The organism is Futiania mangrovi (assembly GCF_024158125.1).
GTDB classification, from domain to species: Bacteria; Pseudomonadota; Alphaproteobacteria; order Futianiales; family Futianiaceae; genus Futiania; species Futiania mangrovi.
Genome location: NZ_JAMZFT010000001.1, coordinates 1,158,140 through 1,176,285, shown reverse-complemented (window position 1 = coordinate 1,176,285; position 18,146 = coordinate 1,158,140). Strand labels below are relative to the sequence as shown.

16 protein-coding genes are annotated in these 18,146 nt (G+C 68.3%); 12 read left to right on the top strand and 4 right to left on the bottom strand.

Going from position 1 to position 18,146, the window contains the following annotated elements; translation table 11 throughout:
• Window positions 1–66: 66 nt before the first annotated feature.
• The gene (locus tag NJQ99_RS05620) at window positions 67–1,170 is read right to left on the bottom strand and encodes a polyamine ABC transporter substrate-binding protein (protein WP_269331808.1); all 1,104 of its coding nucleotides are present in this window, start codon (window positions 1,168–1,170) and stop codon (window positions 67–69) included.
• A 132-nt stretch (window positions 1,171–1,302) separates the two neighbouring features.
• Here NJQ99_RS05620 and NJQ99_RS05615 point away from each other — a divergent pair, with 132 nt between their 5' ends.
• Both NJQ99_RS05615 and NJQ99_RS05610 read left to right on the top strand, forming a co-directional pair.
• Window positions 1,303–2,646: an NAD(P)/FAD-dependent oxidoreductase gene (locus NJQ99_RS05615; RefSeq protein WP_269331807.1), complete on the top strand. Its 1,344-nt coding sequence runs from the start codon at window positions 1,303–1,305 to the stop codon at window positions 2,644–2,646.
• A 17-nt stretch (window positions 2,647–2,663) separates the two neighbouring features.
• Window positions 2,664–4,058: a glutamine synthetase family protein gene (locus NJQ99_RS05610; RefSeq protein WP_269331806.1), complete on the top strand. Its 1,395-nt coding sequence runs from the start codon at window positions 2,664–2,666 to the stop codon at window positions 4,056–4,058.
• On the opposite strand, the gene NJQ99_RS05605 is transcribed toward NJQ99_RS05610, so the two are convergent.
• Together NJQ99_RS05605 and pepN are read right to left on the bottom strand one after the other, a co-directional pair.
• On the bottom strand, window positions 4,015–5,010 hold the full coding sequence (locus NJQ99_RS05605) for an NAD-dependent epimerase/dehydratase family protein (RefSeq protein WP_269331805.1): 996 nt from the start codon (window positions 5,008–5,010) through the stop codon (window positions 4,015–4,017). The two genes, NJQ99_RS05610 and NJQ99_RS05605, sit on opposite strands and share 44 nt — an antisense overlap.
• 67 nt (window positions 5,011–5,077) lie before the next feature.
• On the bottom strand, window positions 5,078–7,747 hold the full coding sequence (gene pepN / locus NJQ99_RS05600; protein ID WP_269331804.1) for an aminopeptidase N: 2,670 nt from the start codon (window positions 7,745–7,747) through the stop codon (window positions 5,078–5,080).
• Between the two features lie 162 nt (window positions 7,748–7,909).
• On the opposite strand from pepN, the gene NJQ99_RS05595 reads away from it, so the two are divergent.
• On the top strand, window positions 7,910–8,104 hold the full coding sequence (locus tag NJQ99_RS05595) for a hypothetical protein (protein ID WP_269331803.1): 195 nt from the start codon (window positions 7,910–7,912) through the stop codon (window positions 8,102–8,104).
• 2 nt (window positions 8,105–8,106) lie between these two features.
• Here NJQ99_RS05595 and NJQ99_RS05590 read toward each other — a convergent pair whose 3' ends face one another.
• A complete protein-coding gene (locus NJQ99_RS05590; protein WP_269331802.1) occupies window positions 8,107–8,646 on the bottom strand; it encodes a hypothetical protein in 540 nt (179 codons plus the stop codon).
• Between the two features lie 256 nt (window positions 8,647–8,902).
• Here NJQ99_RS05590 and NJQ99_RS05585 point away from each other — a divergent pair, with 256 nt between their 5' ends.
• From NJQ99_RS05585 to NJQ99_RS05545, 9 genes are all read left to right on the top strand, one after another.
• The gene (locus NJQ99_RS05585) at window positions 8,903–10,081 is read left to right on the top strand and encodes an ABC transporter substrate-binding protein (RefSeq protein ID WP_269331801.1); all 1,179 of its coding nucleotides are present in this window, start codon (window positions 8,903–8,905) and stop codon (window positions 10,079–10,081) included.
• A gap of 127 nt (window positions 10,082–10,208) precedes the next feature.
• Window positions 10,209–11,078: a branched-chain amino acid ABC transporter permease gene (locus tag NJQ99_RS05580; RefSeq protein ID WP_269331800.1), complete on the top strand. Its 870-nt coding sequence runs from the start codon at window positions 10,209–10,211 to the stop codon at window positions 11,076–11,078.
• Between the two features lie 4 nt (window positions 11,079–11,082).
• Window positions 11,083–12,099 carry a branched-chain amino acid ABC transporter permease gene (locus NJQ99_RS05575; protein ID WP_269331799.1) on the top strand — a complete coding sequence of 339 codons (1,017 nt, stop codon included), beginning with the start codon at window positions 11,083–11,085 and terminating at the stop codon, window positions 12,097–12,099.
• The gene (locus NJQ99_RS05570; RefSeq protein ID WP_269331798.1) at window positions 12,086–12,826 is read left to right on the top strand and encodes an ABC transporter ATP-binding protein; all 741 of its coding nucleotides are present in this window, start codon (window positions 12,086–12,088) and stop codon (window positions 12,824–12,826) included. Before NJQ99_RS05575 ends, NJQ99_RS05570 begins: the two co-directional genes overlap by 14 nt.
• A gap of 4 nt (window positions 12,827–12,830) precedes the next feature.
• The gene (locus NJQ99_RS05565) at window positions 12,831–13,523 is read left to right on the top strand and encodes an ABC transporter ATP-binding protein (protein WP_269331797.1); all 693 of its coding nucleotides are present in this window, start codon (window positions 12,831–12,833) and stop codon (window positions 13,521–13,523) included.
• An 84-nt stretch (window positions 13,524–13,607) separates the two neighbouring features.
• Entirely contained in the window at window positions 13,608–15,143 is a 1,536-nt protein-coding gene (locus tag NJQ99_RS05560; RefSeq protein ID WP_269331796.1) for a benzoate-CoA ligase family protein, read from the top strand.
• A 5-nt stretch (window positions 15,144–15,148) separates the two neighbouring features.
• A complete protein-coding gene (locus tag NJQ99_RS05555; protein WP_269331795.1) occupies window positions 15,149–15,985 on the top strand; it encodes an alpha/beta fold hydrolase in 837 nt (278 codons plus the stop codon).
• Complete coding sequence (locus NJQ99_RS05550) at window positions 15,982–17,550, top strand: 3,4-dehydroadipyl-CoA semialdehyde dehydrogenase (RefSeq protein ID WP_269331794.1); 1,569 nt, start codon at window positions 15,982–15,984, stop codon at window positions 17,548–17,550. Before NJQ99_RS05555 ends, NJQ99_RS05550 begins: the two co-directional genes overlap by 4 nt.
• A gap of 74 nt (window positions 17,551–17,624) precedes the next feature.
• Window positions 17,625–18,011 (top strand): DUF309 domain-containing protein, encoded by a 387-nt coding sequence (locus NJQ99_RS05545; RefSeq protein WP_269331793.1) that lies wholly within the window; start codon window positions 17,625–17,627, stop codon window positions 18,009–18,011.
• Window positions 18,012–18,146: the final 135 nt, after the last annotated feature.

The following is an 18,146-nucleotide window of genomic DNA, read 5'->3' as shown; positions in this document are numbered from 1 at the left end:
GGCTCGCGGCGCGCGAGACAGGGGCCGGGACCGCCGCGCCGACAGCGGTCCCGGCGCCGGCGGGGGTCACTGTCCGGTCTTCACGGCCGTCCAGATGCGGTTGACGGTCCGCTGGGTGCGGGCGTCGTAGGGCAGCTTGGTGAACAGGCGGTCCAGCGTCTCCTGATCCGGGTAGATCGCGGGGTCGCCGATCACTTCTTCGTCCAGCAGCTCCTGCGAGGCCTTGTTGCCGTTGGCGTAGTAGACGTAGTTCGAGGCCTGCGCGATCACGTCCGGGCGCATCAGGAAGTTGATGAAGGTGTGCGCGTTGTCGGGGTGCGGCGCATCCGCCGGGATGGCGAGCTGGTCGAACCACATCTGCGCGCCTTCCTTCGGCACCGAGTAGACGACGGTCACGCCGTTGTTCGCCTCGTCCGCGCGGTCGCGGGCCTGGAAGATGTCACCGGACCAGCCGAGCGCGAGGCAGATGTCGCCGTTGGCGAGGCCGTTGATGTACTCCGACGAATGGAATTTCTGGATGTAGGGGCGGATGGCCTTGTAGACGGCCTCGGCCTTCTCCAGGTCGGCCGGGTCGCGGCTGTCGGGATCGAGGCCGAGATAGGCGAGGGCGGCGGGGATCGCCTCCGCCGGCGCGTCGAGCACGTGGATCCCGCACTCCGCCAGGACCTTCGCGTTCGCCGGGTCGAACAGCAGCGCCCAGGAATTGACCGGCGCGTCGGGGAGGAGGGCGGTCACCTTCTCCTCGTTGTAGCCGAGGCCCGTGGTGCCCCACATGTAGTTGACGGAATAGGCGTTGTCCGGGTCGTACTTCGCCACCCGCGTGGAGACCACGTCCCACATGTTGCCGATATTCGTCAGCTTCGACTTGTCGAGCGGCTGGAACACGCCGGCCTTGATCTGGCGGGACAGGAATTCCGCCGAGGGAACGACAACGTCGTAACCGGTGCCGCCGGCCAGCAGCTTGGTCTCGACGATCTCGTTCGAATCGAAGGTGTCGTAGACGACCTTGATGCCGGTCTCCGCCTCGAACTGGGCGAGCACCTCCTCCGCGATGTAGTCGGACCAGTTGTAGACGTTCACGACCTTGTCCTGCGCGGTTGCCGCGCCGCCGGTCAGGAAAACCGCAAGTGCGCCAAGCGCGAGAATGCGGCCCGTCTTGCCTTCGCTCATACCAGAAAACCCTCCAATGCGAACCGTTCGCAGCCGCGAAATCGTATCAAGGCGCAAGGCCGGCGCAAACGTCCTTTTTCAGACGTGCACGAGAGGGTTAGCATACACGTATTGGGAGTCGCGGGGATAAGTATGGCGGGCCTCTACGATGCGGCGTTGTACCGGTTCGATCAGCCGGTGCCGAGTTTCTGGGAGGCGGTATCGGGCGGCGGCGAGGCGCGTGCGCTCCGCCCGCTCGCGGGCGACGTCGAGACCGAGGTCGCGGTTATCGGCGGCGGCTATACGGGACTTTCCGCTGCACTGCACCTCGTCCGCGACCACGGCTTGTCCTGCGCGGTTCTCGAAGCTGGACACATAGGCTGGGGCGCATCGGGGCGAAATGGCGGCATCGTCGGCCTCAACTGCACCAAGCGCACGATCCGGGGGCTGGAGGAAACCTATGGCGAAGCGGAAACGCGCGCGTTCCTGAACAGCCAGGTGGAGGCGGTCGACCTGGTCGCCGGCCTGATCGCCGAACACGGGATCGCTGCGGAGGCCGTGGGCGACGCGGAGTTCGGGGTGTCCCACGACCGCAAGGGGTTCGAGGCGCTGACCCAATTGTGCGACGGCTACGGCAAGTACGGCATCGGTGCGACACTCTACACCCAGGCGTCGTTCGCGCGGGAGTTCTACGACGCACGCGAGCAGCACGGCGCGCTGAAGGTGCACTGCGGCTTCGCGATCAATCCGCTGCGGCTTGTGCAGGGCCTCGCGCATGCGGCGGCGGCGGCGGGAGCCCGGCTGTTCCCGAGAAGCGCCGTCCTCGAGTGGCGGCGCGAGGCGGGCGGGCATATGCTCGTGACGCGGACGGGCACCGTGCGGGCGAAGCGGGTGATCGTCGCGGTCAACGGCTTTCTGGACGAAGGGCTGCACTTCGGTCTTGCCGGGCGGTTCCTGCCGGTGATCTCCAACATCCTCGTGACGGAACCGCTGAGCCCCGACCTCAGGGCCGCGCACAACTGGCGCACGCTGTGCCCGATGTGGAGCACGCGGACGCTGCTGTTCTACTACCGGATGCTGCCCGATGGGCGGTTCCTGTTCGGTGCGCGCGGCGACACCAGCGGACGGGCGGAGGACGGGGCGCGCATGCGGGGCTGGATGGAACGGCGGCTGGCGGAGGTCTTTCCGCACTGGGCCGGCGTGAAGACGGAGCACTTCTGGCGCGGGCTGATCTGCATGACGCGGAACCGGGTGCCGGCGCTAGGGCTTCTCGACGGCGACGAGAGCGTGAGTTTCGCCATGGGCTATCATGGAAACGGGGTCAACAGCGCGGTCTGGGCGGGCAGGGCGCTGGCGCGCGCGCTGGCCCTCGGCAAGGATGGCTGGGCCGCGATCCCGGCGATCTACCGGGGAGGGGCGCCGCGGTTTCCCTTTCCCGAGTTGCGGCGGCTCTACCTCGCCGGCGCGTTCCTGTATTACCGTGCGACGGACAGGTGAAGGAGTATCGTTGCATCATGGACGGCAGTGGACAGACAGACGGAGCCGAACGGCTGAAGGCGGCGCAGGACCTGGAAACGCTTCTCGCGGCCTATCCGGAGATGCGCTTCATCGACGCGCTGTTCATCGACCTGTGCGGCATCGCGCGGGGCAAGCGGCTGACGGTCGACGAGGCCCGCAACATGGCCGGAGGGACAGTGCAGATCCCGCGGTCGATCTACGCCCTCGACGTGACCGGGGACAGCCTGGACCCGGACGGCTTCGGCTTCCGCGACGGCGATCCGGACGTGACCGCGGTGCCGGTCGCGGGAACGTTCGCGCCGCGCTTCTTCCGCGCCGACGGCAAGGAGCCTGTGGTCGGCCAGGTGCTGATGGAGTTCGAGGACAAGACCCCGCCGGTCATCGAACCGCGCGCGGTTCTGGCCCACGTGGCGGAGCGCTTCGGGGAGACGGGTTTCACGCCGGTCTGCGCGCTGGAGCTGGAATTCTTCCTGATCGACCGGGAGCGGAACGCCGACGGCTCCCCGCGCCCGCCGCGCGCGCCGGGCTCCAACCGGCCGGAGACGCGCCGGTCGGTCTATGACATGCGCTCGCTCGACAATTTCTCGGCCTTCGTGACCGATGTCGACCGGATGGCGCAGCTTCAGGGCATCCCGGCGACGGTCGCCACGTCGGAGTTCGCGCCCGGCCAGTTCGAGATCAACCTGCGCCACGTCGACGATCCCGTGGAGGCGGCAGACGACGCGGCGCTGCTGCGTCACCTGGTCACGAACGTGGCGGACGCGCACGGCTACGACTGCACCTTCATGTCGAAACCCTTCCCGGCGGAGGCGGGCAGCGGCCTGCACCTGCACCTCAGCCTCGCAGGCGCGGGCGGCCGCAACGTGTTCGACGACGGCGGACGCGACGGGGCGGACCTGCTGCGCCACGCGATCGGCGGCTGCCTGGCGCTGATGCCCGCGTCCATGGCGGTGTTCGCCGCGAACCGGAACGCCTACCGCCGCTTCCAGCCCAACCTGTTCGTGCCGATGGCGCCGTGCTGGGGCTACAACAACCGCTCGGTCGCGGTGCGCGTCCCAGCGGGACCGGCGCATGCCCGCCGGCTGGAGCACCGGGTCGCGGGCGCGGAGGCCAACCCCTATCTCGCGCTCGCGGCCTTGCTCGCGGGCGTGCACCACGGCGTCACCAATCGCATCGATCCGGGACCGGCAACCGCGGGCAATGCGAGCGAGCGGCACGACCCCAGCCTGCCGGGCACGATCGACGCGGCCCTCGACGTGGCGGGCGCGGACGAGATCCTGCGCGGGTACCTGCAGGAGGGGTACCTGTCGCTCTACCTGGAGACCAAGCGCCTGGAACTGGAGAAGTTCAGGACGTTCGTCTCGCCCTTGGAGTATCAGTGGTATCTGTGACGACCGCGCGCTGGCCCGACCAGTCGAGCAGGCGGGCCAGGCCGTCCTTCAACTCGACCTCCGCCGTGACGCCGAGCGCACGGGCGAGTGCCGCCGGATCGCCGTAGGAGGCAAAGATGTCGCCGGGGCGCGCGGGGGCGTGCTGCGGCCGCGAGTTCACGCCGAGGAGCGCGCCCAGCGTCTGGGCAAGCTGCAGCACGCTGGTCGTGCGGCCGGTACAGACGTTGTAGACGTCGGCGCGCGGCTGCGCGGCGGGGCGCGCCTTCAGCGAGGTCATGGCCGCCACGCAGGCGGTCACCACGTCGCCCACATAGACGAAGTCGCGCGTCTGCTCGCCGCTGCCGTAGATCGTGATGGCCCGGCCCGCCGACAGAAGGTCCGCAAAGCGCGCGATCACGCCGGAATAGGGCGACGAGGGGTCCTGGCGCGGCCCGTAGACATTGAAGAAGCGCAGGCCGATCGAGGACATGCCCCGCACATGGGCGTGGGCGCGGGCCTGATGCTCCAGCCCAAGCTTGTCGGCGCCATAGGGCGTCTGCGGCCGGGGTGTCGTCTCTTCCGCAATCGGAAGCAGGTCGGTGTCGCCGTAGATTGCCGCACTCGACGCATAGACCACAGGAACCGGGCCGCCGCTCAGCGCGGATGCGGCCTCGTAGACATTGATCCCGCCGCCGAGGTTGACCCGGTGGGAGAACTGCCAGTCCTCGTTGCAGCGGGCGACCGACGCGATTGCCGCAAGGTGGAAGCAGCCATCCATGTCCGCCATCGCCGCGGCCACGGTCGCGGGATCGCTGACGCAGCCGATGACCAGTTCGACGCCAGCGGGCACGTTCTCCCGCTTTCCGGTCGAAAGATCGTCCAGGACGCGCACGTCATGGCCCGCCTCGAGCAGGCGCACTACGAGATGCGAACCGATGAAGCCGGCGCCGCCGGTGACGAGAAAGCTGCTCATGCCATCCCCTATACCGCGCGGAGTGTTTCACACCGGTGAACGCACCCGCAACAGGCGAAGGGACGGTTTACGCCGCGAGAAGCCGCTGCGCAATCTCGTAGACATCCTTGGATAGCGGCTCGGTCGCGGCGATGCGCTCCAGTTCCGCCTTCATCAGCGCGCGGCGCCCGGGCTCGTAGCGCTTCCACGCCGACAGCGCAGGGAGAAGGCGCGCAGCCACCATCGGGTTCGTCTTGTCGAGCATCAGCACGCGGTCCGCAAGGAACCGGTAGCCCGCCCCGTCGGACCCGTGGAAGCGCACCGGGTTGCCGCTGGCGAAGCCGCCGATCAGCGCATAGACGCGGTTCGGAACCCGCATGGTGAAGGCCGGATGCCCGGTCAGGGTCTGAACCTGCTGAAGTGCGTCGGGCCGCCAGGAGGTAGCCTGCACCGAGAACCACTTGTCGAGCACCAGCTCGTCGTCCTTGAAGCGGTCGTAGAAGGCGGCCAGCGCCTCCTCCCGCGCGGGCGTCTCCATGTTGGTGAGAGTAGCGAGCGCCGCCATGGTGTCAGTCATGTTGTCGGCCGCGCGAAACTGGTCCGCCGCGAGGTCGCGGCAGTCAGGGTCGTCGAGCAGGCTCAGGTAATGCAGCGCGACATTGCGCAGCGAGCGGCGGCCTGCGTCTGCGGCGTCCGGGCTGTAGTCGCCTGCGCCCGACAGCCGCTCGTAGGCCGCGAGCAGCGGGGCCTTCAGGTGTGACGCGATCTCGGCCTGCAGGGCCTGGCGGGCGGCGAAGATCGCGTCCGGGTCCGCGTCCGTCACCTCCTGCACGATGGCATGCGCCGTCGGCATCTGCAGCGCCAGCGCCTTGAACGCCGGGTCGAGTGCCTCGTCGGCCAGCACCGCGCCCAGCCCCTCGCAGAAATCGGGATCGCCGGAGAAGGGCTTCTGCACCAGCGCCTCCCCCATCAGGGCGAGGAGGCGGCGGCGGCCGTGGCGCTGACCGGCCTCCCACCGGTTGAAGGGGTCGGGATCGGCGGCGAGCAGCTTGAGATCCTCAGCCTCGCCAAGCCCGGTTTCGAGCCGTACGGGCGCGGAGAAGCCACGGAAGAGCGACGGAATGGGGCGCCGGTCCACACCCTCGAAAACGAAGCGGTGGCTCTCCCCCGTCAGTTCCAGCACGCGGTCGGTGGGTGTGTCGCCCTGTTCTTCCCCCTGAAGCCGCAGGGGCAGGGGCGTACCGTCCTCGCCGACGAGTCCCATGCGCATCGGCATGTGCATCGGCGATTTGGCGGGCTGGCCGGGGGTCGGGCGCGTGGTCTGGCGCACGTCGAGCGTGTAGGTGCGCGCGTCCGCGTCATAGGTTCCGGCCGCGCTCACGACGGGCGTCCCGGCCTGGGAATACCAGCGGGCGAACTGCGAAAGATCGCGGCCGTTCGCTTCGGCCATGGCGGCGATGAAGTCCTCGACCGTCGCGGCCTCTCCGTCGTGCCGGTCGAAATAGAGGTCGGTGCCCTTGCGGAAGCCCTCAGCGCCCAGCAGGAGGTGCAGCATCCGGCACAGCTCGGAGCCCTTCTCGTAGACGGTCGCCGTGTAGAAGTTGTTGATCTCGATATAGGCCTCGGGCCGGACGGGATGGGCGAGGGGGCCCGCATCCTCCGGGAACTGGCGGGCGCGGAGCGCGCGCACGTCCTCGATCCTCTTCACCGGCGCGGAACGCATGTCGGCGGAAAACTGCTGGTCGCGGAAGACCGTCAGCCCCTCCTTCAGGCAGAGCTGGAACCAGTCCCGGCAGGTCACCCGGTTGCCGGTCCAGTTGTGGAAGTATTCATGCGCGATGATCCCCTCGATCAGGGCGTAGTCGAGGTCGGTGGCGGTGTCCGGTTTGGCGAGGATGTATTTCGCGTTGAAGATGTTGAGGCCCTTGTTCTCCATCGCGCCCATGTTGAAGTCGGAGACGGCCACGATCATGAAGAGATCGAGGTCGTATTCGCGCCCGTACGCCTCCTCGTCCCAGCGCATCGAGCGCTTGAGGGCATCCATCGCGTAGGCGGTGCGGTCCTCGTTGCCGTGTTCGACATAGATCTGCAGCGCCACCTCGCGCCCCGACATGGTGGTGAAACTGTCCTCGACGAGCGCGAGATCCCCCGCCACCAGAGCGAAGAGATAGGCGGGCTTGGGGAAGGGGTCGTGCCATTCGACCCAGGCGCGCCCGTCGGGCAGCGTGCCCTCGCCAACCTTGTTGCCGTTCGACAGCATCACCGGCGTCTTGGCGGGGTCACCGGTGATCCGCGTGCGGAAGACCGCCAGCACGTCCGGCCGGTCGGGATAGAAGGTGATCTTGCGGAAGCCGTGCGCCTCGCACTGCGTGCAGTAACAGGTCTTGGAGAGATAGAGCCCCTCGAGCGCGGTGTTCGCGGCGGGCGCGATCTCGGTCTCGGTCTCGACGCTGACGCGGTCGCGGCCGGCAACGAGACCGCCGGGCACGGTCAGGGTCTCGTCCGTCTTGGTGATCTCGCCAGGGCTCAGCGCCCGCCCGTCGACCTTCAGCGCCAGCAAGGGCAGGCCGCGCCCGTCGAGCACGATGTCGTCCGCGCCACCCGCCGCGGCCGGATTGCGGCGCATGGAAAGGCGGGCGGTAACCCGCGTGCGGTCGGGATGGAGCACGATGTCGAGCGCAACCTCGTCCACCAGCCACGCCGGGGGGCTGTATTCGGCGAGCCGGATCGTGCGGGGCTGCTCGGTACGGTACGTCATCGGGGCCACCTTCTTGCGGATTTCGGGCGATTTCGGGCGCGAACAGAGGTTTTACACAAACGGGACGGGAATCGATGCCCCGGTTAATCAGGCTTTTACCGTCTTTGCTGCAAGGTGTGTCCGCAGCGTTTGCGGTGCAAGGCGAAAGAGGTAATCCGCGTCATGAACTGGCTTGATGTCCTTGCCTTCGGCGTGACGAGCATCGGCGCGGCCTGGATGACATGGCGGGGCCTCCGCGAGGCTGCCGTCTTCGAGAGCGTCATCGGGATATCGTTCGCCGTGATCGCGTTCTCGATCTTCTTCGGATCGCGCATGCACCTGCCGATTCTCGGCTATGTGGACCGCGTCATCGGCTGATCTCAGGATTTCGCGCCGGCTTTCGGCTTGCGGAGCAGTTCGACCGCCTCGCGGGCGATCTCGTGCATGTCGTCGTTGAGGTCTTCGGGCGCCGCGCGCGCCACCTCGACGACACGCTTCAGCAGTTTCAGCATGCCAGCCGCACGCGCCATCACCTGGGCCTGCCGCTCGATCCGGTGCGGGTCGAGGTCGTACTCTGCCGCGGGAACGCGCCAGCCGCCCCACTCGCTCTCGCCGGTCACGATCACGGGATAGGTGCCGGGGTAGGGGTGGCGGGAAACGTCGTACTGCTCCTGCCAGCGGTTGCGGGCGCGCGTCACGCGCCAAACACTTCCGTCGAGCGCATCGAGGTCTTCGTCCTGCGCACGGTTCGCGTCCAGCTCCTCGGCAATGAACTCCCGGCCGAGGCCGCAGTCGTAGGTGATGCGGATCGGTTCCTCGACGCCCTTGGTCCATTTCGGCAGGACGTGCTCGACCGTGGCCCAGGTGCCGACGGGTTGCACGAACACGCGCTGTCCCTTGTGAAACTGCGCCTTCGCCATGCAGGATCTCCAAACGGTCAAAGCGGTGCGAGGTGGGAGGACACCCACTGTCCCGTGCTGAAAGGTGGGGCACGAAGGGTTGACAGGGCCTTAACTGTCTGCCGGGACACCTGCGCAATCTGTCGCGTTGCGGCGAATGTCCATGCAGTATAATGCAAATTACCGCACGACAAACCTCTTGACGTGCACGAAAATACATGCGACCGGTTGGCAAAACCAAGAACCGGGATGGATCAACGGAGCGAGGGAGGACGAGGTGCTCAAGACACGTACGGGCGCTGCGCTCGTGGCCGCGCTGGCCGCTGCGGCGGTTGCGCTGCCGGCCAAGGCGGCGGAATACAAGGTCGGTCTGCTGGTGCCGCTTTCGGGCGTCTACGCAGGCCTCGGCAACCACATCGAGAACGGCTTCAACCTGGGGATCGAGCATTTCGGTTCGGAGCTGGGCGAGCACACGATCACGCTCGAGAGGGCGGACACGGAGGCCAATCCCGCCTCGACGCTCGGCAAGGCCAAGAAGATGGTCCTGCAGGACAAGGTGGACGTGCTGACGGGCATCGTCTCCTCGGCGGTGCTGGGCGCGCTGCGCGATTTCGTGCACCAGTCGCAGACGCCGCTCGTCGTGGCGAACGCCGGCAATGACGAGGCGACGGGCAAGGACTGCACGCCCTACATCATCCGCGTGTCCTTCTCGAACGCGCAGGTCAACCGCCCGATGGGCACCTGGATGGCGAACAAGGGCATCAAGAAGGTCTACCTGATGGCGCCGGACTATGCGGCAGGCCACCAGATGATGAACACGTTCCGCAAGTCGTTCACGGAAGCGGGCGGCGAGATCGTGGGCGAGGCCTATCCGCCGCTGCAGGGCACCAACGACTACGGTCCCTACCTGGCGGCGGCGCAGGCGGCCAACCCGGACGCGATCTTCACCTTCTTCGCGGGCTCGGCGGCGATCGCCTTCGTCAAGCAGTACAAGGACTTCGGCATCGGCAAGGACATCCCGCTCTACGGTTCGGGCTTCCTGACGTCGGCGGCCTATGTCCACGTGCAGGGCGAGGCGGCGGACGGGGTCACGGCCTCGCTGCACTATGTCCCGACCATCGACACGGCCGAGAACAAACGCTTCCAGGAGGCCTACCAGGCCAAGCACGAGGGCAAGCTCGGTTCGGAGTTCGCGGTGGCGGGCTATGACGCCGCACGCCTGATCATCGAGGCGATCAAGATGTCGGGCGGCGACAAGAAGGCGCTCGCGGAAAACCTCCGCAAGGTCGAGTTCACCGGCCCGCGCGGTCCGCTCAGCATCGATCCGGCGACGAACAACGTCGTGCAGAACGTCTACATCTTCCGCAACGACTTCAAGGACGGGAAGGTGACGCAGACCGTGCTCGACACGATCCCGGACGTGCAGGATCCGCCGAACGGCTGCAAGATGATGTAACCGGCTCCGGTCTGCCGGCGGCGTGTCAGGGATGCCGCTGCCGGCAGACTGCTCTTTGCAAGTCGCGCATCCGCGCAGGAAAATCGCGCATCTGCGCAGGGTCGAGGCACGTGACGGGGGGTCCGCGGTGCTCAGCGATGGTGGATTCTGGATCGTGCAGATCCTGAACAGCCTGCAGCTCGCCATGCTGCTGTTTCTTCTGTCGGTGGGGCTGACCGTCATCTTCGGCCTGATGAACTTCGTGAACCTGGCGCATGGGTCGCTCTATGCGGCGGGTGCGCTGATCGGCTATTCGGTCTCGATGTGGACCGGAAGCGTGTGGTGGGCCTACCTGCTGGCGCCGGTCGCGGTCATGGCGCTCGGCTGGGCGCTCTACGGTCTCGTCATCGACCGGATGCGCAAGGCGGGGCCGATGAACCAGGTGTTGGTGACCTTCGGCCTGATCTTCGTGCTGATGGACGTGCAGCGCTACATCTGGGGAACGGACCAGGTGGGCGTGCAGAACGCGCCCTTCTCCGGCTCTATCGAGATCCTGGGGCAGATCTACCCCGAATACCGGTTGTTCATCATCGCGGTGGGGCTGGGCGTCTTCGCGCTGCTCTATCTCTCGCTCGAATACACGCGGCTCGGCGCGGAGGTGCGCGCGGGCGTCGACGACGCGGAAACGGCGAGCTGCCTTGGCGTGAACGTGGAGCGGACTTTCCTCATCGTGTTCCTGATCGGCTGCGCGCTGGCGGGGCTTGCGGGCGCGGTTGCGCTGCCGGCCTTCTCGGCAGAGGCGGGCATGGGCATCGCCATCCTGATCCCGACGCTGGTGGTCGTCGTGGTGGGCGGGCTCGGCAGCCTGACGGGCGCGCTCGCGGGCTCGCTGCTGATCGCCACGACGTTGACCTTCGGACAGGTGTTCCTGCCGAAGTTCGCAGGCATCCTGATGTACGCGCTGCTGGTCGTGATCCTGCTCGTGCGGCCGCAGGGCCTCTTCCCGGCGCGGAGCTGAGGGGATGACGGGACGGGCCACCTTCCGGCACCTTTTCGCCGCGGCGACCTTCATCGCGCTCGGGGTCTACTGGACGCAGGCGGGCTATTTCGGGCACGAGATCCTGGCGGAGATCGCGGTGTTCGCGATCCTGGCCATGAGCCTCGACCTGATCGCGGGCTACGCGGGGCTCGTCTCCCTGGGACATGCCGCGCTCTTCGGCACGGGTGCCTATCTCTTCGCCTTCTTCTCCGTTGTGCTGGGCTGGCCGGTGGGGCTGTCGATGGTCGCGGCGACGGCGGCGACGGGCATGATCGCGCTCGTCGTCGGCTCGGTCGTGACGCGCGTGCACGGCATCTTCTTCATCATGATCACGCTCGCCATCGGCGAGATGGGGCACGAGTTCTTCTTCAAGAACCGCACGCTCGGCGGCGACGACGGGTTCGCGGGGATCGAGCGGCTGGACCTCACCTGGATCGGGCTCGACCTCAACACGCCGGCGACCTTCTCCATGACGCTGATCGTCGTGGCGCTGGTGATCTACCTCGCGCTGAACCGGCTCATCGCGTCGCCCTTCGGCGCGGTGCTGCACGGGCTGCACGACAACACGACGCGGATGCGGGCGCTCGGGCTTCCGGTGCGCCGCTACCAGACGAGCGCGTTCGCGCTGTCCGGCACCATAGCGGCGTTCGCGGGCACACTGACTGCGCAGCACACGATGTTCATCTCGCCGAAGCTCTTGCACTGGACGCTATCGGGCGAGGTTCTCGTCATGGTGATCCTCGGCGGGCTGGGCACGCTGGCGGGACCGGTGGTGGGGGCCGCCACGCTCGTCTTCCTGCGCCACGAGCTGAGCGACATGACGCAGTACTGGGGCTTCTGGCTCGGCCTCTTCCTGGTGCTGATCGTGATGGGCGGGCGCAACGGCATCATCGGCTGGGCGGAGTGGGCGTGGCGCAAGCTGCCGGGCGGCAACCGAGGCGCCCCGGCTGACGAGAACACCCAGGGCGAGGAAAAGGGGGCCGCCGATGCTGCGCGCTGAGAACCTCGTCAAGACCTTCGGCGCGCTCGAAGTGACGAAGCGGGTGAGCATCCATGTGCCCATCGGCGTGCGCCACGCGATCATCGGGCCGAACGGGGCGGGCAAGACGACCCTCTTCAACCTGATCGCGGGAGAGCTTCAGCCCTCGGCGGGCCGCATCCTGATCGGGGAGACGGACGTCACACGGCTCGCGCCGGACGGGCGGGCGCGTCTCGGCCTCGCCCGCAGTTTCCAGAAGAACAACCTCTTCCCCCGCCAGACGGTGCGGGAGAACCTGGTGCTCGCCGACATCGCGGCGCGCGGTTACGGGTGGGAGTTCTGGCCGCGGCTATCGGCGCGCAAGGACGCGCACGCCCGCGCCGCGGCCGCCGCCGAGCGGGTGGGCCTCGCCGACATGCTGGACCGGACGGTGTCCGCGCTTTCCTACGGCGCGCAACGCCAGCTCGAAGTGGGCCTCGCCCTCGTCGCGGAGCCGAAGATCCTGCTGCTCGACGAGCCGACCTCGGGCATGAGCCCGGAAGAGACGGCGCGGATGCTGCGCCTCGTCGACGATCTGCCGCGCGATCTCGCCGTGCTGCTGATCGAGCATGACATGGACCTCGTCTTCGCCCACGCCGACCGCATCACGGTGCTGAACTATGGCGAGGTGCTGATGGAGGGCACGCCGGAGGAGGTGCGCGGGTCCGCTGTCGTGCAGGAGACCTATCTCGGCGGGGAGGTGGCCTGAGACCATGCTCGAGGTCGAGAACCTGCACACCTATTACGGGCCGAGCCACATCCTGCACGGTGTGAGCCTGTCGGTGCCGGAGGGCAAGGTCGTCGCGCTGCTGGGGCGCAACGGCGCGGGCAAGACGACGACGCTGCGCTCCATCATCGGCCTGACGCCGCCGCGCCGCGGCCATGTGCGCTTCCGTGGCGAGGACATCACGGGCGCGCGGCCGCACAGGCTCGCCCGCCTCGGCCTCTCCTACATGCCGGAGACGCGCGGCATCTTCCCCTCGCTGAGCGTGGAGGAGAACCTGACCCTCGTCGCCGGCCGGCGCGAGGGGCGGTGGACGCTTGAGCGGGTGTACGAGCTGTTCCCGCGCCTTCGGGAACGCCGGCGCAACGGCGGCGCGCAGCTGTCGGGCGGCGAGCAGCAGATGCTCGCCATCGCGCGGGCGCTGTTGCTGAACCCGGAGGTGCTGCTGCTCGACGAGCCGACGGAGGGGCTCGCCCCAATCGTCGTGCGCGACATCCGCGAACGGCTGGCCTTCGTGAAGGAGGCCGGCATGACCGTGCTGCTGGTGGAGCAGAACTTCCGGTTTGCGACCCAGCTTGCCGACCACCTCTACGTGCTCGGCAAGGGCGCGGTGCAATGGTCGGGAACACCCGCCGAGATCGAGGCGGAGCCGGGCGTGCTGCACACCTGGCTGGGCGTCTGACGGCGCGGGCCGGGGCGAAGAACAAGGACGGGGGGCAGGCGTTTCGCCGGACCCGCCCGCAGGGTTGGGAGGAGTGTTCGAGCGATGAGCTATCCGCGCGCCTATAACGCCGCCACGGATTTCCTCGACCGCAACGTGGCAGAAGGGCTGGGCGACAAGATCGCCTTCATCGATCCGGAGCGGTCGGTCACCTATGGTGCGTTGCTGGGTGCGTCCTGCCAGGTCGCGAACCTGCTGCAGGGATCGGGACTGCGGCAGGAGGACCGGGTGGCGATGATCGTGCTCGACACGGTCGACTTCCCCGCGATCTTCTGGGGCGCGATCCGGGCGGGCATCGTTCCGGTCGCGCTCAATACCCTGCTGGCGGCGGAGCAGTACCGCTACATCCTCGCCGACAGCCGGGCGCGCGCGCTCTTCGTCTCCGCACCGCTGCTTGCGACCGTCGCGCCGGTGCTGGCGGACATGCCGCACCTGGAGCATGTGTTCGTGGTCGGAGGCGATGCGGGCGGATATCGCGACTTCGCCGCCGAACTGGCGGGCCAGCCCGACAGCTTCGCGCCCGCCGACACCTGCGCCGACGAGGTGGCCTTCTGGCTCTATTCCTCCGGCTCCACGGGCATGCCGAAGGGCGTGCAGCATGTCCACACGAGCCTCATGGAGACCTGCCGCCTCTATGCCCAGCCGGTCATGGGCATCCGCCGCGACGATGTGGTCTTTTCTGCAGCCAAGCTGTTCTTCGCCTATGGTCTCGGCAACGGGATGAGCTTTCCCATGTCGGTCGGCGCCACCGCGGTGTTGTGGCCGGCGCGGCCGACGCCGGCGGACGTCTATGCGCTCCTGAAGAAGCACAATCCGACGATCTTCTACGGCGTGCCGACCCTCTATGCCGCGATGCTGGCGCACGCCGGCGCGGGGCCGGAGATCGCCTCGAACCGGCTTCGGCTGTGCGTCTCGGCTGGCGAGGCGCTGCCCAAGGAGGTGGGGGAGCGGTGGAAGCGCCGCTTCGGCGTCGACATTCTCGACGGCGTCGGCTCGACCGAGATGCTGCACATCTTCCTGTCGAACGCGCCGGGCGACGTGGTCTACGGGACGTCCGGCGTGGGCGTGCCGGGCTATGACCTGCGCCTCGTCGACGAGCACGGCAAGGACGTGGCCGAGGGAGAGGTAGGCGAACTGCTGGTGCGCGGGTCGACCCAGCCCGTCGGCTACTGGAACCAGCGGGAGAAGACGCGCCAGACCTTCATCGGCGAATGGACCCGCACGGGCGACAAGTACACGCGCGATGCGGACGGGCGCTATCACTACTGCGGGCGCACCGACGACATGTTCAAGGTGAGCGGCATCTGGGTTTCGCCGTTCGAGGTGGAATCCGCGCTGATCTCGCACGAGAGCGTGCTTGAGGCGGCTTGCGTGTCCTTCGAGGACGCCGAGGGGCTGACCAAGGTCAAGGCCTTCGTGGTCCTGAAGGAGGGCGTGGAGGAAGACGGCCTCTACGACGTGCTGAAGGAGCATGTGAAGGCCGGCATCGGCAAGTGGAAGTACCCGCGCGAGATCGTCTTCGTGGAGGGGCTGCCGAAGACCGCGACTGGCAAGATCCAGCGCTTCAAGCTGCGGGATTGAGGGGCATGGCGCGGGCGCTGGCCGAGGCGGGCACGATCCGGGCGGGGGGCAGGGCCCTCGAATACCGGCGGGCCGGGCCGCCGCCGGGGGATGCGCCGACGCTCCTCCTGCTGCACGAGGGGCTGGGCTGCGTCGCCATGTGGCGCGACTTCCCCGAGCGGCTGGCGGAGGCGACGGGTTGTGCCGTCGTGGCGTATTCGCGCGCGGGATACGGCCGCTCTGATCCGTGCGATCTGCCGCGCCCGCTCACCTACATGCACGAGGAAGGCGAGGACGTGCTGCCCAAGGTGCTGGACGCCATCGGCGCGGACGAGGTTGTCCTCGTCGGCCATTCGGACGGGGCGTCCATCGCGATCGTGCACGCGGGCGCACACGCGGATGCCCGCGTGAAGGGCCTCGTGCTCATGGCGCCGCACGTCTTCACCGAGGAGATGGGGCTCGCCTCCATCGCGGCAGCGCGGGCCGCCTTCGAGACGACGGATCTGCGGGAAAAGCTCGCGAAGTATCACGGGGCCAATGTCGATTGCGCGTTTCGCGGCTGGAACGGCGCCTGGCTCGACCCGGGCTTCCGGGACTGGAACATCGAGGGCTATCTCGGGAACATCCGCGTGCCTGTCCTCGTCCTGCAGGGTGAGGACGACCAGTACGGCACGTGCGCGCAGGTCGACGCCATCGCGCGGCAATCGGGCAGCCCGGTCGAGACCGTGATGCTGCCGGCTTGCGGCCACGCGCCCTTCAAGGAGCGCCCTGAGCGCACGCTTGCCGAAACCGCGCGGTTCGTGGCGCGCGTGCTGCAGCCCCGTGCCGCGCCCATGAACACCGCCAGGAGGGGACAGGGATGAAGCTCGAAAGCTATGTCGGGGGGCGCTGGGTCAAGGGGCGCGGGGTTGGCCGCGACCTGATGAACCCGACGAACGGCGACGTGCTGGGGCAGGTGGACGCAACCGGGATCGACCCGCACGCGGCCCTCGCCCATGCACGCGACGTGGGCGGGCCTGCCCTGCGCGCCCTGACCTTCGCGCAGCGGGGCGACCTGCTGCGCCAGATTGCCGAGGTGCTGAGCGCCAACCGCGCCGAATACGCGGAGATTGCGCGCCTCAACTCCGGCAACACCGGCGTCGATGCGGCCATCGACATTGATGGCGCGATCGGGACGCTGAAGGTCTATGCCCGCATCGGCAAGTCGCTGGGCGACGTGCGCCTCATCATGGAGCCGGGGCACGAGGCGCTCTCGCGCGACGGCGGCTTCGGAGCGGGCCACATCCTGACCTCGCGGACGGGCGCTGCGCTGCACATCAACGCCTTCAACTTCCCGGCCTGGGGCCTGTGGGAGAAGGTGGCGGTGGCACTCCTCTCCGGCGTCGGCGCGGTCGCCAAACCCGCAAGCGCAACGGCCTGGCTGTCGCACCAGATGGTGCGCGACGTGGTGGAGGCGGGGATCCTTCCGCAGGGCGCGCTCTCGCTCGTCTGCGGTGCGGGGGAAGAGTTGCTCGACGCGCTCCAGCCCTTCGACCACCTGGCCTTCACCGGGTCGTCCGGCACGGCGGCACGGCTGCGCGCGCACCCCAACGTGCTGGCGGCGGCCCCGCGCATCAATATCGAGGCCGACAGCGTCAACGCCACGATCCTCGGCCCCGACGCGCGGCCCGGCACGGCCGTCTTCGACCTGCTGGTGCAGGAGGCGGACAAGGCGCTCTCGGTCAAGGCCGGGCAGCTTTGTACCAATATCCGGCGCGTGTTCGTGCCCGCACCCCTGCTCGACGCGGTGCGCGATGCGCTCGCCGCGCGCATCGACCAGATCGCCGTGGGCGACCCGGCAGAGGAGGGGGTGAGCCTAGGCCCCCTCGTCAACGCCCGCCAGCAGCATGCTGCGCTGCACGGGCTTTCCCGGCTGACGGAGGAGGCGCGCGTCATCCGCGGCGGCGGCGTGCCGGATCGCCTGGCAGGCGGCGACCGGGAGCGGGGCGCGTTCGTCGCGGCCACGCTGCTCGTGTGCGAGCATCCCGACCAGGCCCGTTTCATTCACGAGATGGAGGTGTTCGGCCCCGTCCTGACGGTCATGCCCTATGAGGCGCAGGCGGACGCCGCGGCACTCGCGGCGCGCGGCGGCGGCTCGCTGGTGGCCAGCGTGTTCACGAACGATGTGGAGTTCGCGGCGGGCGTCGCGGGCGACATCGCGCCCTATCACGGCCGGGTGCTGATCGTGGACGAGAGCGTCGGCAAGGCGCACACCGGCCACGCGATCGTCATGCCCCAGTGCGTCCACGGCGGGCCGGGCCGCGCCGGAAACGGGCAGGAGCTGGGCGGTCTGCGCGGGCTCGGCTTCTACATGCAGCGCACGGCGGTGCAGGGCTCCCCGGTCATCCTGGAGCGGCTGCGCAGCATGGCGGCGGAGGGTACGGTCTGAGCGGGGAGGAGGCGCTTGCCGACGCCTGCGGGCTGCCGCTGCCCGCCCGCGCGCACCTGCCGGGTTCGGGAAGCGTGCCCGATCCCGCGCCGCTCGACGCCGCCAAGGCCCTCGCGCCCGCCCGGACGCGCGACGTCGCGTGGCGGGAGAACGCGGCCTACCGCTATGGCTGGGCGCTGTTCGACGCGGGCCTTCATTGGGAGGCGCACGAGGTCTGGGAAGCCGTCTGGATGCGCGCGGAACCCAATTCGCGGGAGCGCTCCCTGCTCGCCGGCCTCATCCAGGTGGCGAACGCGCGGCTGAAGGCGCGGATGGGATCGGCACGGGCGCATGAGCGTCTGATGGCCATCGCCGGGCGTCACGGGTCGGAGGTGTGGCCCGAGGGCGAACCGTCAGCGCCCTGCATGGGTGTCTCCGATGCCGCGTATCGAGCGCTTCTGATCACGAATAATGCAAAATAATGCTTTATATGTGTATTAATGTGAGTTTTAGCGCATAAATCCATTGCGTTTCACGCCCGCTCGGTTAGAGTCGTTCTCAATCAAGGACAGAGGGTCGAGTCGCACGCATCGCGGCTCGCGAGGGCCAGCGGAGGG